16 protein-coding genes are annotated in these 15,496 nt (G+C 47.7%); 14 read left to right on the top strand and 2 right to left on the bottom strand.

The features are described from left to right. The first annotated feature begins 136 nt into the window (after positions 1-136). From nikA to nikE, 5 genes are all read left to right on the top strand, one after another. Positions 137-1,771, top strand: a complete 1,635-nt coding sequence (gene nikA / locus IFU39_RS23605; RefSeq protein WP_192135197.1) for a nickel ABC transporter substrate-binding protein — start codon at positions 137-139, stop codon at positions 1,769-1,771. Between the two features lie 76 nt (positions 1,772-1,847). Further along, positions 1,848-2,792 (top strand): nickel ABC transporter permease subunit NikB, encoded by a 945-nt coding sequence (gene nikB / locus IFU39_RS23600; protein WP_091012569.1) that lies wholly within the window; start codon positions 1,848-1,850, stop codon positions 2,790-2,792. Then, on the top strand, positions 2,789-3,619 hold the full coding sequence (gene nikC / locus IFU39_RS23595) for a nickel ABC transporter permease subunit NikC (RefSeq protein WP_192135195.1): 831 nt from the start codon (positions 2,789-2,791) through the stop codon (positions 3,617-3,619). The genes nikB and nikC overlap by 4 nt, the downstream gene beginning before the upstream one ends. 39 nt (positions 3,620-3,658) lie before the next feature. Next, positions 3,659-4,465 carry an ATP-binding cassette domain-containing protein gene (locus IFU39_RS23590; protein ID WP_192135427.1) on the top strand — a complete coding sequence of 269 codons (807 nt, stop codon included), beginning with the start codon at positions 3,659-3,661 and terminating at the stop codon, positions 4,463-4,465. A 159-nt stretch (positions 4,466-4,624) separates the two neighbouring features. Next, the gene (gene nikE / locus IFU39_RS23585; RefSeq protein WP_192135193.1) at positions 4,625-5,425 is read left to right on the top strand and encodes a nickel import ATP-binding protein NikE; all 801 of its coding nucleotides are present in this window, start codon (positions 4,625-4,627) and stop codon (positions 5,423-5,425) included. A 482-nt stretch (positions 5,426-5,907) separates the two neighbouring features. Here the strand turns inward: nikE and IFU39_RS23580 are convergent, their stop codons facing one another. Beyond that, positions 5,908-6,489, bottom strand: a complete 582-nt coding sequence (locus tag IFU39_RS23580) for an NAD(P)H-dependent oxidoreductase (RefSeq protein WP_192135425.1) — start codon at positions 6,487-6,489, stop codon at positions 5,908-5,910. A gap of 226 nt (positions 6,490-6,715) precedes the next feature. Further along, the gene (locus IFU39_RS23575; protein WP_192135191.1) at positions 6,716-7,306 is read right to left on the bottom strand and encodes a TetR/AcrR family transcriptional regulator; all 591 of its coding nucleotides are present in this window, start codon (positions 7,304-7,306) and stop codon (positions 6,716-6,718) included. A 172-nt stretch (positions 7,307-7,478) separates the two neighbouring features. On the opposite strand from IFU39_RS23575, the gene IFU39_RS23570 reads away from it, so the two are divergent. The 9 genes from IFU39_RS23570 (at position 7,479) to IFU39_RS23530 (ending at position 15,420) form a co-directional block, all read left to right on the top strand. Then, the gene (locus tag IFU39_RS23570; RefSeq protein WP_192135189.1) at positions 7,479-8,450 is read left to right on the top strand and encodes a phosphotransferase; all 972 of its coding nucleotides are present in this window, start codon (positions 7,479-7,481) and stop codon (positions 8,448-8,450) included. A gap of 18 nt (positions 8,451-8,468) precedes the next feature. Beyond that, complete coding sequence (locus tag IFU39_RS23565; RefSeq protein WP_192135187.1) at positions 8,469-9,467, top strand: glycosyltransferase; 999 nt, start codon at positions 8,469-8,471, stop codon at positions 9,465-9,467. A 299-nt stretch (positions 9,468-9,766) separates the two neighbouring features. Further along, positions 9,767-11,794 (top strand): BglG family transcription antiterminator, encoded by a 2,028-nt coding sequence (locus IFU39_RS23560; protein ID WP_192135185.1) that lies wholly within the window; start codon positions 9,767-9,769, stop codon positions 11,792-11,794. After that, positions 11,757-12,221, top strand: coding sequence for a PTS sugar transporter subunit IIA (locus tag IFU39_RS23555; RefSeq protein ID WP_192135183.1), 465 nt, complete (start codon positions 11,757-11,759; stop codon positions 12,219-12,221). The genes IFU39_RS23560 and IFU39_RS23555 overlap by 38 nt, the downstream gene beginning before the upstream one ends. 57 nt (positions 12,222-12,278) lie before the next feature. Further along, entirely contained in the window at positions 12,279-12,596 is a 318-nt protein-coding gene (locus tag IFU39_RS23550; protein ID WP_124116715.1) for a PTS fructose transporter subunit IIB, read from the top strand. A 16-nt stretch (positions 12,597-12,612) separates the two neighbouring features. Beyond that, positions 12,613-13,704: a PTS fructose transporter subunit IIC gene (locus IFU39_RS23545; RefSeq protein WP_192135181.1), complete on the top strand. Its 1,092-nt coding sequence runs from the start codon at positions 12,613-12,615 to the stop codon at positions 13,702-13,704. A gap of 59 nt (positions 13,705-13,763) precedes the next feature. Then, positions 13,764-14,672 carry a ketose-bisphosphate aldolase gene (locus tag IFU39_RS23540; RefSeq protein WP_192135178.1) on the top strand — a complete coding sequence of 303 codons (909 nt, stop codon included), beginning with the start codon at positions 13,764-13,766 and terminating at the stop codon, positions 14,670-14,672. Between the two features lie 188 nt (positions 14,673-14,860). Next, positions 14,861-15,145, top strand: coding sequence for a YesK family protein (locus IFU39_RS23535; protein ID WP_192135176.1), 285 nt, complete (start codon positions 14,861-14,863; stop codon positions 15,143-15,145). A 113-nt stretch (positions 15,146-15,258) separates the two neighbouring features. Then, complete coding sequence (locus IFU39_RS23530; RefSeq protein ID WP_017691697.1) at positions 15,259-15,420, top strand: hypothetical protein; 162 nt, start codon at positions 15,259-15,261, stop codon at positions 15,418-15,420. Positions 15,421-15,496 lie beyond the last annotated feature (76 nt).

The following is a 15,496-nucleotide window of genomic DNA, read 5'->3' as shown; positions in this document are numbered from 1 at the left end:
GGAAAGGTTTTTTGGCTATTTTAGTAACAACACATACCATGTCGAATTTTGTTGACAAAAGGAGGACTCCTGCCTATTCTTAATGGATGAATATGAGAATCATTATCATGAAATAGAGAAAAGGGGTTCAACATCCATGTCTGTACAACATCGCAAATCTTCGGCGCTCACGCTGGCAACTATGCTCTTGTTGCTATTCGTTATCGTGGGTTGCAGCAATACAGGAAGTGGAGATGAATCCTCATCTGCGGTTTCGGATCAAACATCAACGAAGTCGATTACGATGTCATGGCCACGTGATATCGGTACAATGAATCCGCATACGTACAATCCTTCGCAATTATTTGCCCAATCCATGCTCTATGAGCCGCTGATCAGTTACCAGAAGGACGGAAAACTGGAACCTGCTCTGGCAGAATCATGGACCATCTCCGATGACGGCAAAGTATATACATTCAAGCTTCGCCAAGGTGTGAAATTCTCAGATGGTACGCCATTTAATGCTGAGATTGTGAAAAAGAATTTTGATGCTGTTATGAAAAATAAAGATACACATAGCTGGCTGGGCATTGTAGGCGTGCTAGACAAGACCGAGGTTGTGGACGATCAGACTTTCCGGTTGACACTCACAGAGCCGTATTATCCGGTTCTTCAGGACTTGTCGGTAGTTCGTCCTTTCCGCTTCCTGGGTGAAGCTGGATTCCCGGATGACGGAGATACATCCCAAGGCATCAAAGAGCCGGTGGGTACTGGTCCGTGGATGCTGGCTGATTACAAGCAGGACGAATATGCTGTTTTCAAACGCAACCCGAATTATTGGGGAACAGCGCCGAAGGTAGATCAGATTACGGTCAAAATCATTCCTGACGGTGAAACCCGTGTACTTGCTTTTGAAAAAGGTGATCTCGATCTGATCTACGGGGAAGGTGTGATCAGTCTGGATGCATTCCAACAGCTTCGTGACAACGATGAATATGTGACGCAATTGTCTGATCCGGTGGGCACACGCAGTCTGCTGCTGAACTCTTCCAATCCAAAGTTGTCCGATGTCAGAGTGCGGATGGCGCTCCAGCAAGGGTTTAACAAACAGGCGATGGTTGAGGGTGTCACTTCCGGATTGGAAGAACCAGCCGATACCGTATTGTCCAAAAACTATCCGTACACCAATGTAGACTTGGAACCAATCACGTATGACGTGGAAAAATCCAAAGCATTACTGGATGAAGCGGGCTGGAAGCTGCCGGCTGGTGGGACGGTTCGTGAGAAAGACGGTCAGCAGCTTGATTTCGAGATGATTTTTGATAAAACGGACCCGATTCAGAAAGCGATGGCGGAGACCATTCAGGCAGAATGGAGCGAGCTGGGGGTTAAAGTAAACCTCACGGGACTGGAACTGACGGTACAGATCAAACGTTTGAAAGCCAATGATTTTGACCTGTATTTCTGGTATAACTATGGCGCTCCGTATGATCCTCATTCCTTCATTAACGTTGTGGCAAGCCCTGGATTCGGGATTTCGGAGACCCTGAGTGCGTTGCCGATGAAAAAGGAACTGGACGATCAGGTGCATGCAGCCCTGTCATCTACAGACGAGACGAAACGCCAGGAGTTATATGGCTCCATCTTGAAAACACTTCAGGAGCAATCGGCGATCGTACCGATCTCTTATATTAAGAAAACGGCTGTATATCAGAAGAAAATCTCCAACTTTATTTTCCCGGCGAACCGTGATGAGAATCCGTTTGTGGGCATTGAACTGGGCAATCAATAAATAGTAATTACTTTAATTAAGGAAGTGGATGGCCCTTGGTAAGGCCATGTAGCTTGATGAAAGGGAGGAACGTTTGGTGATCAGTTATATCGGTAAACGAATGATCGCAATCATTCCTATCGTTTTTATCGCTACACTTGTTACCTTTGCGCTTATTCATATTTCACCAGTTGATCCGGCCGAGGCTTATCTGACAGCAGCTCATATCTATCCAACACCGGAGCTGCTTGCGCAAAAGAGACATGAATTCGGTCTGGATCAGCCCTTGTTAACCCAATATGCGCATACGATTCAGAAGATTGCCAAGCTCGACTTCGGCACCTCGTACCTCACCAATAAACCCGTATGGGATGAAGTGAAATTAAGGCTTCCGGCTACGGCTGAACTAGCCTTCTGGAGTATGTTGTTATCGGCTCTGGTAAGTATTCCTTTGGGAATACTGGCCGCAGTGTACAAGAATAGCTGGATTGACATGGTCAGCCGGGCCATTTCCTATATTGGAGCATCTATTCCGCAATTCTGGCTCGGTTACCTGCTGATCTTCTTTTTCTCGGTGAAGCTGGACTGGCTGCCTGTGGAGGGGCGTGGATCGTGGGAGAATCTGGTTCTGCCTACGGTAACACTATCCATGATCCTGATTGCGGTCTACACCCGATTGTTACGTTCCAGTGTACTGGAGCAATTGCAGGAGACATATGTAAAGTATGCAAGAACACGCGGGATTCGCGAAAGAGTGATTATGCTCAAACATGTCCTGAAAATCGCCATATCGCCCCTCATTACGGGGATGGGGATGAGTATGGGCAAGCTGCTCACAGGCACCATTATTGTAGAGCAGGTGTTTTCCTGGCCGGGGTTCGGGCGTTATTTTGTCGATGCGATATTTAACCGGGATATTCCCGTGATTCAATGTTATGTCTTCCTGGCGGCATGCCTGTTCATCGTATGCAATCTGCTCGTTGATCTGGTGCAGCTCGTTATGGACCCACGGATTTCAGCGAAAGGACGGGCAGAACATTGATAAACAAATGGCGTGCGATATTTAAAGGACAGAGAGCCATCCAGATCTGCTCTGTGATCATATTGCTCTTCTTCATAGTCGCGTTATTAGCTCCATGGATTGCTCCTCATGACCCGGTGAAGGTGAATTTGTTGCAGAAGCTGGCGAGTCCATCGCTTGAGCATTGGCTGGGAACGGATCATCTCGGACGCGACAATCTCACCAGGCTGATGTATGGTGCGCGGGTGTCGCTTGGATTTGCTACTCTGATTTTTCTGTCTTCTCTGCTCATTGGTGTCATTGTGGGTTCGATCTCCGGATACCTTGGTGGCTGGGTGGACAGTCTGCTAATGCGCTTGTGTGAAGGCATTATGGCGTTTCCGAATCTGGTGCTGGTGCTCGGTATTGTGGGGATTTTTGGTCCAGGTCTGATGCAGGTGCTTCTAGCCCTCATGATGGTACAGTGGGTGTATTATGCACGCATCTGCCGGAACATGGTCGTGAGTCTGAAGGAACGGAATTTTATCGCGGCGGCGCGAGTTAGTGGTTCCTCTGCATGGACGATTATTCGTAAACATATCATCCCCAACGTGCAGCGTCCCATTGTTGTCATGGGCACGTTAGAGATGGGCTGGGCGATTATGGATATATCCGCACTGTCCTTCTTGGGGCTTGGCATTCAACCACCCAATGCAGAGTGGGGCGCCATGATTCATGAAGGAACGGGTTATATTCGCAGTCATCCGGAGTTAATGATCTACCCGGGGGCATTGATTTTACTGGTAGTCATTACGTTCAACATTCTGGGTGAAGCATTATCTGAGCGTTATGGCATTGCAAAACGGTAGTTGATTCGGAACCAAACTCACACGGAGGTGAACGTAACGGTGGATGATGCAGCGAAAGTACTCGAAGTTCGAGGTCTTCAAGTGAATCTTAGAACAGCGGAGGGTTCCGTCCCGTTACTTGCGCCCATTGATTTCGAAATAAAAAAAGGTCGTGTCTTTGGTCTGGTCGGCGAGAGTGGCAGCGGTAAGACCGTTACGTGTAACGCCTTGCTCCATCTGCTTGATCCGCGCAGGATGGAGGTGTCGGGCAGCATCCGTCTGAATGGACGGGAGCTGGGCTCGTTGTCAGGTGAGGAGATGCGACGCATCCGAGGCAAGGACATCGGATTTATTATGCAGAATCCGATGAATGCTTTTACACCCGTATATACGATTGGATCTCAATTCATTGAAACCTTGCGTACGCATACGGGAATGTCCAAAGCAGCGGCCCGGGAGCGGGCTATTGCAGCCTTGGCAGACATGAATTTGTCCGAACCAACAAAACTGATGAAGCGATATCCCTTCCAACTGAGTGGCGGCATGCTTCAGCGGGTGATGATTGCCATATCGATGTGCCTGCGACCCGCCCTGGTTATTGCTGACGAACCAACGACGGCACTGGATGTTGTGAATCAGTTGAAAGTGCTTCAGGAATTGGATCGGCTACGTACCGAATATGGCACATCCATCTTGCTCATCTCGCACGATCTGGGCGTGATCTCGCAAATGGCGGATGAAGTCGCGGTTATGCAGAAGGGGCGGATTGTGGAGCAAGCAGATGTGTACCAACTGTTCGATCACCCGCAGCATGAGTATACCCGGATGTTGTTAAATGCCAGACCCAGAATGTCTTTGGGGCGATAGTAATTACAGGTGAGTTGAATCGTTCAGTGAGTGTATGTGTAGAGCAGGTATGAACTGTATTTTGATTGGGTAGGGTAGGGGTGGAATGGACATGGTGATGTGCAATTTCGTCTTCTTCGGAGATTGCTTCTGCCAAGTACAAGAGAGGAGGATGACCTGATGCTTCAGGTACGTGAAGTAAGCCATAGCTATGGCAGACGCAATTGGCTGGATCGTTCGGGAGCGCGTCCTCCTGTGCTGGCAGACATTTCACTTACGATTGAAAAGGGTGTTTGTCTGGGACTGTTGGGTACGAGTGGCGCAGGTAAAAGCACCTTGGGCAAAATCATGCTTGGTCTGGAGAAGCCCAGCCAGGGTCAGGTTTTATTTCAAGGACAGGATATCTATCGATCCAGCAAATCCGTGCTTAAGGGATTACGACGTGACCTGCAAGTCGTGTTCCAGGACTGTTATTCGGCTGTGAATCCACTTATGACTGCGGCGCAGATCATCGGTGAGCCGCTGGATAATTACGAGCGTTTGTCGGCAAAAGAACAACTTCGTGTGGTTGGACAACTGCTTGAGCAGGTCGGACTTACACCAGAGGATGGGAGCAAGCTTCCGCACCAGTTCAGCGGTGGCCAATTACAGCGGGTCAACATCGCACGAGCTATCGCGCTCAAGCCAAAGTTAATCGTACTGGACGAATCGATTAGCAGTCTGGATATGGTGCACCAGACGCAAATCCTATCCTTGCTGGCAGAGCTCAGAGCATCGTATGGGTTATCGTATCTCTTTATCACGCATGATATCCGGGCTGCCATGACCATCTGTGACCGCATTGCCGTAATGGATCAGGGCAGAATTGTTTATAGCGGTGATGCCGGGAATTCGGTAATGCAGTCGGATCATCCGGTTGTGCAGCAGTTGGTATCGTCCATTTTACCTGAGCATCCGTCCGGTCGTATTTCGTTTAGGTAATGCGTTGTTTGTATTTGTAGATGGCTGTTCATTGGGATGCTAACCATGGTTGTTTCCATTGCATTATGGATGCGAAGTCGCTAACGAACCGAGTCAGTGTTAAATGGCGATTTAGCGTGGAATGCAAAACGTAACGAAACTCAGTGAAATTATTCCGGTGCAAACCTGCCAAAGCACATACAGATTGGGAGAATAACGCTTCTACGATTCGTTAAACGGAAGACTTGTCGGAAATGGAGCTATTAACGTGTGTAAGATTCGTTAGACCATAATTAAAATGAATGCTAAAAGGGTTGTCCCCTACGCCTTGAACAAGACGTAGGGGACAACCCTTTTTTTGTACCTGGGAATAGGCACATTTCCTGCTTTCTGATATAAGTTAAACTAAAATTACACTTATCCCCAGATTGTTGATTTAACTTATAAGGTGAACATCTGGAGAGAAACCTATACTTCCGATGAGGATTTCTTGCAGAAATCTTTTACCCCATCTTCCGACCAAGCAACTCGATCTTCTCCAACCATTTCTTTCTCTGTTCCTCGGACTGTTTTCCCACCACATCTACAGGTGTTATCCGAACTGGTTTGATGCCTGTCAGCGCAAAGGTGGAGATTTTCATCATTTTGTGTGCGGGCTCACCTTGGAACCATTTGAAGTACCAGCTAGGACCATCCATCGTGGTGATCATGCGAGCGGTACGGCCTTTGAGCAGCTGATCCGGGAAAGGTTTTCCTTTTTGGTACTTGAATGCGTAACCTGGCATGAAGATTCGGTCAACGAATCCTTTCAGCAGGGCAGGCGGTCCTCCCCACCAAATCGGGAATACCCATACGAGATGCTCGGCCCACTTGATTGCTTCTTGAGCTTGTAGCAAATCCGGTTCGAGTGGAAGTTTATTACGATATCCTCCCTCCAGATTCATATTGAATGCCAGCTCGTTCAGAGTGATCATGCGGACGTCGGCACCAGCCTGCACCGCACCTTTATGGTAAGCTTCGGCAATTGCGCCATTGTAACTTGGGGAAACGGGATTGCCTTGGATGATTAATATTTTCTTCATGATGACGACACGTCCTGACTATTTTAGTTAATGAACACTAACCTCATGTGCAAAAAGAAAAGGTCACGTATGACCCGGTAATCCATCGGTATATCCTGATGGTATGTTGACGATTCTCTTTTAGAAGTTGTTCAAAGAGTCCACTTTTTGAACACGTACTTATATTAACGTGCAGTTCTGAACCTTTTTTGGTGTTCTGCGAGGCCAGAATGGTTGCCCCTCTCCAGTTCTACTCCTGAGATACGTGCCCCAACATCAATGAGAGTCGGTGAACGGTTTCCCCGGTGTAGGGTACCAACAACTCTGGCAATTCACCTTGCATACTCGAGACCGCCATACGTGTAATTGCACCGATCACCAGAACGGCTGTGAGCCGTGAATCCTGCTGAGACAGTTCGCCCCGCATCATTCCCTGATCGATCAGATCCATTAACGCATCCAATGGTTGACGGTAATCATCACTGCTTCCGGCTTCAATAAATATTTCATGATTCTGTGAAATCAACAGCAGTCCATAGGGATCTTCATCGTGCAGGTGAAGAACCTCGGTAATCAGTTGCTTGAAGCGTTCCAACACGGGACCTTCCTGGCGAACATACCCGTCAATCAGTGAAGTATAGTCCGCGCAGTATTGGGTGAAGGCTTCCAGGGCAACGGCATCTTTGTTTTTAAAATGTTTGTAAATCGCCGCATCTGTTACTCCGGCGGCGTCACCGATCTCTTTGACGGATATGCCGTCAACACCTTTGGTTGCGAACAAGCGCATCGCCGCTTGTAGGATATCTTTCTTTTTGCTATCCACATGAGATTTGTTCTTCATGATTTTATAGTAAGTGATTACTAACCAAAATGCAATAAGCAATTTTGAAACTCTGAATGGAGACATGGAATAAGCGCTTACGACCAAAGCTTGCAGGCTTGAGAGAGGCAACGTATGATGAATAGAAATCAACATCGGAGCAGCAGGAAGAACGAAACGGATGGTGGATTGCGTGAAAGATGAGATGGATGCATATAGCTGGGTGACGCCCGAAGGAATGCTGAATGATCACTATATAACAAGCCGCGAACAGTTGTATAAAGGAATGAACGGACGATATGTGGAGCGATTCACTGTTCCTACCGGTGAAAGTTATATTTTTAAACCGCTGACGAATCCTGCACAGCACGGACGAGAACGATGGATGTACAAGCGTGTGATGTCTGGTCTACCCCCGATCTATCCGCAGCTTGTTGCAACGTCGGACCCTACCATTGCACCGGCACAGAGCTGGATGATCTATGAGGATCTGGGGCAACTGGTGCATGATTCGCAAGAAGTGACAATGCTTAACACAGCGGTGCATATGGCAATGTGGCATGCGTTGCCTGTTACGGAATGGAGCGAGTTGCCTCGCGTGGGCCAGAAACCGTCTATTCGCGCCATGTTGGATGAGTTGCAGATGCACAGACAATCTACGGATGGCCTGTTGTCCAGGCTGGATATGCGGCTGTCTTCATCGGATTGGGACAAGATTGCCATGTTGATTCTCACAGCAGAGGAAGAACTTCCTACCGTTCTGTGTCACGGAGATCTGCATCCCGGGAATCTGGCGGAAGTTGACGGCAGGCTGGTCGTCTTGGACTGGGAGCATGCCCATCTGAATACGCCGCTGTGGGACATGTACCATCTGGTAGATCTCTCGCATCCGTTGTTTCCCAGAACGGTTACGCCTGCTTTGCGGGAGCGGGTTATAGACATTTATTTGGACAAACTAGAGAGCCTGGGCGTGCAGATTGAACGGGATTCTTTTGCAGGATGGTACAACGCCTATGCTATTGTATTTTCGCTCTGGATGCTGCGTTTGATTGATGGTGACCTGAGAAGTGAGGAGTGTGTGTGGCCGAAGGGACAGTTGCGTAACCAGTGGCATGAGACGGCAGCGACGCTGGAACAGTGCATGAAGCACATGCGTGAGGAATAGAAATGAGGGGTGAGAAGCTTGCGTAAAGTCGGACTTGTTATGCGTAAAATTCAATTCACAGAAGCTCAGGGGCCGCGCGTATTTGCGGATCGGCTGAAGCAGATCGGCCTGGAGCTGGGCGTGGATATTGTGTTCATCTCGCCGGAGCGTCATGTCAGCGGATACGACTGGTTGCCGGGGTATGAGCATGAGAAAGGTGACCTGGTGAACTACGATATCGTGCTGGACCAGATTCATAGCCAAAATATAGAACATGTCATCTACACGGTATCAGGGTTTACGTTTTTGAAGATGTTCCTACCCAAGAGTGTACTGTTCCCGCACAGTTTCCCCGATCCCGCGCTAACGGGATATGAGATGATGAAGCCATTTTATACGATGGTGGATAAAGCAGTTGTACAGACGGAGTTTTTGAAAACAGAACTGGGTCGCAATTTCGGCGTACATGACGTGAACGTCATCCCGATTGGCTTTAGCGAAGAGCTGGCGAACCGGCACTATGACCCGAGCCAGGTCGTGCATAATCGGGTGCTCTGGATTGGTAGGGATGAAGCGAATCGTCGACCGGATCTGGTGCTGGAATATGCTCGGCAGAACCCGGACAAGGAAGTATATATGGTGTTTGGCGGTGTTCGCTATAAGGAAACCATGAAGAAGTACGACATTCCTGCCAACGTGAAGCTGAAGTTCGCGCTCACGCAGGATGAGATATTTACGTTGATGAACTCTGCCAAGGTGTATTGGAGCTGTTCAGCCTTTGATACGTTTGCGATGCCGCTGACGGAAGCGATGGCGATGGGCAAAATGGTCGTGAAACCGGAGCATGCTTGCTACGGTCACATTCGATCCACGCATGCCTTTGCAGGCAACGAGGATAACTGGTTTGAACTGGTGAACATGGCTGCGGCTGCGCCGCGCAGTGTGTCAGAAGACAACCGGGAGTATGCCTTTGGTGCTTTTTCGCGCACGAAGATGAAAGAAGGGTACCGCGAATTTTTTGCTAACTGGTTGAAGTGATGCCATATGTATGCAGATATAAACGGCTTGAGGTTCCGGTAAATCAACTTGAGCAATAAGGGTAGGACGAGCAACGATAACACATTCAGTCGGTGAATCGAAAACAGAGACGAAAAGGCTTCTAATCGGGTAGGCAATCCGATCAGGAGCCTTTTCGTTATACCTAAATCAACGGGTGCTCTGAAAGCGATCAACAGGGGGGTATATTATTTTGACCCGAATGAAATGGACATATTTTAGTATTTAACAAAAAAAATACGAGTGTTATGCTGTGAGCGTAAGGAAGGAGTGATCCTCAAATGAAAGCGCTATCTCCGAGAGAATATCAGATTTTGCATTTTCTATTGGAGCGTAGGGATTTCGTTCCGGTCAAAGAAATAGCCGGTCACATGAACTGGTCGGAAAAAACGATTTACAGGGAACTAAACGCCTTGGAACACAATTTGCATATTCGCGGCATTCGCCTCGAACGGAAGCCGGGAAGAGGTATTGCGCTGGCTTTAACCCAGGAACAGACGATGGAGCTGAGAAGAACGCAATGGGCTTCGGGAAAAAGGGTGGTGACAACCCTTTCCGTAGAGGGGAGGAGAATCAAAATATTGACGAATTTATTATATGATTCTCCTGAGGAAACCTCGATTAACAAGCTGTCAGAAGAATACTTTATCGGCAAGGCATCGATTGTGAATGATCTCAAGGCCATTGAAGAACGAATTGAACCCTTTCAGCTCCGACTGGAAAAAAGCCAGCTCGGTACCCGTCTGATCGGTTCAGAGATTAACATTCGCAAAGCCATGGCTTCTCTCATTAATGAACTTGTGAGTGAAGAACGGGCGGGAGAACAAGAGCATGAATCTCGGATTGATGGTAACACACTAGTTGAGTTGATAGAACATTTTGGCTGCGATTCAGTTCAAGGGATTCAACGTATTCTGGAAGAAACCGAGCAGCAATTAGGATATACCATAGGCGATCCCTATTACATCAACCTGCTGACTCACCTGCTAATTTGTATCCGCAGACTGAAGAGTGGCAAGGTCATTCGATTGGCTGACGGCATTCCTGATCATCCCGTAACTGACCCTCATGTGCATTCCATCGCAAAAGCCATGGCCCAACAAATCAGTGAGCTATGCGGATTGGAATTACCAAGTGAAGAGATCTATTTCATCTATCAATATCTGATTTCATCAGGCATGAGTGTTCCGTCCCTTAATCTTGAGTTGTCTGGTCTGATGGACAAGGTTTGTCCAGAGTCTAAAGTGATGGTCAAGGAATTAATTCAGACTGTATCCGGGATGATCCGGCGTGATCTCACAACAGACGAACAATTGTACAAGGGTCTGATCATTCATTTCAAACCGATGCTGAATCGTCTGAAATACAACATTTCCATTAATAATCCTCTGCTGGAGGATATACGTGAGGCGTATGCCGAGATATTCTCTCTGGTCCGTTTGGGGATGCTGCCCATGGCCCAAGCCTGCGGATTGAATTCGTTTAGTGATGACGAGATAAGTTACCTGGTCCTTTATTTTCAGGCATCCATTGAGAAAAGCAGTAGAAAGAAAAGAGTTATTCTGGTCTGCTCCACTGGAATAGGGACATCTCACTTGCTGAAAAACCGGATCAATCGTTCATTTCCCGAATGGGAAGTCGTTGATGTCATTTCGACAAGCTGGTTCAAGCGTATGGAGGATTGGACGGACATTGATCTGATTATATCAACCGTGAAACTGGAGCATCATGACTTGCCAGTTGTGTATGTCTCGGCGCTATTAAATGACACGGATGTCAGCTTAATAAAGGCGAAGTTTAACGAGGCGAGGTTGAATCAACATCAAAACAGGGTGTTTTCGTTTCCACTGCTCAGGGCGTACTTCCACCCATCTTATGTACAGATTGAAACGAATACGAAGGAACAATATACAGAAGGTACAGCATCCCGTCTGAAGCTGTTTGCATCCATACTCCAACACGTAGGCGCTAATCTGGAGAACCGGACATTTGCCGAGGCTAAGCTGAATAACCATTTGTCGGTTTTCCTGATCCGCAGTGATGTGAACGTCAATCCCATCGTCGGTTTTAATGTCATTCAAGGCGAACCGACCAATTGCAAATTGGAAATTGTAATCGCTTTCTTCCAGGATGGGCCACTAACTGAATTATTGATAGAAATACAGAGCTTGTTGATGTGCAGGCGCATGTATGAACAGATCATGAGAGTAACTACACCACAGGAGCTTTTCGAGATATTACAGTCCAAGCACGATCAGGAGGAGGACCATTATGGATATAACCAAGATTATCAACGAACGGTTGATTAAGCTGGATCTAAAAGCACGAACCAAGGATGAAGCCATCGAGGAATTGGCGGATTTGCTTGCAAAGGAAGGTGTCCTTTCCTCCAAAGAAGAGTTTATCAAAGACGTCTATTTAAGAGAAGAAGAGGGTCAGACTGGCCTGGAGAACCACGTTGCGATCCCTCATGGCAAATCGGCGGCGGTCCTCAAGACCTCCCTCACCATCGGACGAACAGAGCACCCGCTTGAATGGGAGACCCTGGACGGCAAACCTGTCCATGTCGTTATTTTGTTTGCTGTAAGGCTTGTAGACCGGAATACAACCCACATGAAGCTGTTGGTCCAAGTTGCGAGTATGCTCGCTGATGAAGAGGTACTGGAACGTTTGATGCATGAGCCGGACCCGGCCCAGATTATGGAGCTGTTTGCTAGCAGAGAGAGCGTATCGTAGAACATGGCAATTCAGGATTTTAATATGGAGCACAATACATCATTTGGAGGGATTCTGATGAACATTGTAGCCGTAGCCGCGTGCACTGCTGGTATTGCCCACACGTATATTGCCAAGGAAAAATTGATCAAAGGTGCAAAAGCGCGTGGTCATGAGATCAAAGTAGAGACCCAAGGCACCATAGGAACAGAAAACGAGCTTTCCAGGGAAGAGATCGGGGCAGCTGATGTTGTCATTGTGGCTGCAGATATCAAAATCGGTGGAGAAGAAAGGTTCAAAGGCAAACGGATCATTCGAGTCAAAACCGAGACGGTCATTAAAGCCCCGATTAAATTCATTGAAAAGGTGGAGCAGTCTTTAGGGGTATCCTCATAACAAGGGAGGCAGGGCGATGAGCGCAAAATCCAATCACGCAGGTTCAGTCATCAAAGGTCATCTGTTAACAGGTATTTCCTATATGATTCCTTTGATCGTTGCTTCAGGGCTGTGTATCGCGCTGGGACAAATTCTGGGAGGAGCCGATGTGGGCAAGGCGGAAGGTACGATTCCGTATATGATTAACCAAATCGGCGGTTGGGGCATGGGGCTGGTTGTCCCTTTAATTTGCGCAGCGATTGCTTATTCGATCTCGGACCGTCCCGGAATTGCTCCAGGATTAATTGTTGGTTTTATATGCAGTCAGATTCAAGCGGGGTTCATTGGTGGGCTGCTGGGCGGATTTCTGGTGGGTTATGTCGTACTCGGTATCCGTAAATATGTGAAGCTGCCAAAGTCCATGCAAGGATTAATGCCTGTTCTCGTTATTCCGTTTCTGGCTACATTGATCTCTGGTTTAGGTATCTTTCTTGTCATTGGTCAGCCAATTGTCTGGTTACAGGACAGTCTTACCCAGGTGCTTGAATCGATGCAGGGGGGGTCCAAATTTGTTTTAGGTGCCATTCTGGGCTTGATGGCCACCTTTGACTTCGGAGGACCTGTGAATAAAACGATGTCACTGTTTGCTGATGGGATGTTAGTCCAAGGTATCTATGGGCCTGAGGCTGTCAAGTTTGTCGGCTCCATTATTCCACCATTAGGGATTACCCTATCGTATTTCCTGACGAGAAACAAATATACGGCAGCAGAAAAAGAATCGTTAAAGGCCGCATTCCCGATGGGAATCTGCATGGTCACGGAGGGTGTCATTCCGATTGCGGCAAGGGATCTGATCCGGGTGGTGACTTCCTGTGTCATCGGCTCAGCGGTAGCTGGTGGATTGATTATGATCTGGGGCGTTGAGGCTCCGGTGCCACATGGGGGATTATTCGTTGTACCCCTCTTCACCCATCCATGGCTGTTTATGTTGTCTCTTCTCATTGGAACCGGAATCTGTGGTGTAACCTTATCTTTATTAAAGAAGCCAGTTACGGCGATGGATGAAGAATTCGACGATACCGAAGACGAAAGCGTAACCTTCGATGACATTGTGTTCAAAGTGGAGTAATACCCGCCATATAGATAGCGCTTACATTTTATTAAACCAATCTAAAGGAGATGTGTTTCATGTTGATTACGATGAAGGAGCTGCTTAAAGTAGCCAAGGAACACCAATTCGCGGTGGGAGCATTTAACGTGGCAGACAGTACATTTTTGAGAGCTGTGATTGAGGAGGCGGAGCATTCCAATTCCCCGGCAATCATCGCCATTCACCCGACGGAGCTTGAATTTTTGACGGATGAATTTTTCGCATATGCCAGCCAGCGTGCACATGCCAGCCATGTTCCACTGGTGATCCATCTTGATCATGGTGGGTCCATTGCTGATATCATCCGGGCGATCAAGTGTGGATTTACTTCTGTCATGATTGACGGTTCTCTGCTCCCTTATGAAGACAATGTGGCTATTACTAAACAGGCGGTGGAGCTTGCACACTCCGTCGGCGTATCTGTTGAGGGGGAATTGGGGACGATTGGGCAGACCGGTAATTCTATCGAGGGCGGTGTATCCGTAGTAACTTACACGAATCCGGCCCAGGCGGAAGATTTTGTGGCACGTACGGGTATCGATACATTGGCGGTGGCCATCGGTACAGCCCATGGCATATATCCCAAACATATTAAACCGGAGTTGCAAATGGATATTCTGAGAGAAATCAATCAATTGGTAGACATCCCTCTCGTTCTGCACGGGGGGTCCGCAAACCCTGATCAGGAGGTCTCCGACTCCGTTCAGTTGGGGATATGTAAAATCAATATTTCCAGCGATATGAAACATGCATACTTCAAAAAGGCCCGTGAAATTCTAAGCACCACGGAATTATGGGACCCAAATGCCATTTACCCAGACTGCATTGTTGAGGCTCAAAACGTCATTCGTTATAAAATGAATCTGTTCAATTCCGTGGGCAAGGCAGACTTGTATAAAGGACTGCGTTATGAGCAGCGTAAGGCTGAAAGTGTGAGCCTTTACTAAACCTGGTCGCTGTTGCAAGTCACCATAAGAACGACTCCCATTTCATCTCTCGGAGCCCCCTTGAAGCCTACCATTCACGAACTTCATCTCTTGTGAATGGTGGGCTTCATTATGTGATAAACTCTACACGTATCAGAATGCTCAGCGTCAATATGTATTGGGAGAATGTGTGAGGGAGGGGAGCATGAGTGAAAGGTCTTATTATATTGACACTCCTTGTTTGGGTCGCATTATTGCTGATTGAATGGTTGATCTACCGTTTACAAGGACGGCGAATGACATGGGTTCAGTATATATTGCCATGTGTGGCCTTGCTCAGCGGTGCCGTTGTAATCATGATCAGCATCGATATTGGCGGGTGGAACGGCATCGGATATGCCCTGCTTGGCGTATCGCTGGGTACCGCGGGAATGTTAACACTCATTACGGTGGCGATCAGGGATGTGGTGCTTCGGCGACGGGGCAGGAATTAAGCGGAAGAATGAAACCTTTATACAGTAAGATTGAATCAGGTGATGGGATGGTTGCAGGAATGCATTCGTCTGTGATATATTGACATTAATTATGACAAGGGAGGTGAAGACAGGTGAATCACGAGATGCTTAACAACCGTATTAGCCAGCTGCCGATTGCTATGGCTGGCATTGTTCATACTTTTCTGACCAACGGGAGAAGTCTGTCCAATTTTGAATATACGGAAGTTAACATTTGCGAGAAGATGCCTGCCTTGACCTCATTCGGACGATAAGCGATATTGCTTGAATTCTGAAGGGCCGCGGAGCTAACCTCCTGCGGCTCTTTTTGTGTTGCGGTCAGGATCTTCC

It is taken from the genome of Paenibacillus sp. CFBP 13594 (assembly GCF_014842675.1).
In the GTDB taxonomy this organism is placed as follows: Bacteria; Bacillota; Bacilli; order Paenibacillales; family Paenibacillaceae; genus Paenibacillus; species Paenibacillus amylolyticus_B.
Note: the sequence above shows the minus strand (reverse complement) of the source record. Positions and strands in the feature narration are given on the sequence as shown.

Excerpts from the sequence above, each read along its gene's own strand:
- nikA (WP_192135197.1), top strand. The coding sequence starts at position 137 with ATGTCTGTACAACATCGCAAATCTTCGGCGCTCACGCTGGCAACTATG.
- nikE (WP_192135193.1), top strand. The coding sequence starts at position 4,625 with ATGCTTCAGGTACGTGAAGTAAGCCATAGCTATGGCAGACGCAATTGG.
- IFU39_RS23575 (WP_192135191.1), bottom strand. The coding sequence starts at position 7,306 with ATGAAGAACAAATCTCATGTGGATAGCAAAAAGAAAGATATCCTACAA.
- IFU39_RS23560 (WP_192135185.1), top strand. The coding sequence starts at position 9,767 with ATGAAAGCGCTATCTCCGAGAGAATATCAGATTTTGCATTTTCTATTG.
- IFU39_RS23555 (WP_192135183.1), top strand. The coding sequence starts at position 11,757 with ATGGATATAACCAAGATTATCAACGAACGGTTGATTAAGCTGGATCTA.
- IFU39_RS23550 (WP_124116715.1), top strand. The coding sequence starts at position 12,279 with ATGAACATTGTAGCCGTAGCCGCGTGCACTGCTGGTATTGCCCACACG.
- IFU39_RS23545 (WP_192135181.1), top strand. The coding sequence starts at position 12,613 with ATGAGCGCAAAATCCAATCACGCAGGTTCAGTCATCAAAGGTCATCTG.
- IFU39_RS23540 (WP_192135178.1), top strand. The coding sequence starts at position 13,764 with ATGTTGATTACGATGAAGGAGCTGCTTAAAGTAGCCAAGGAACACCAA.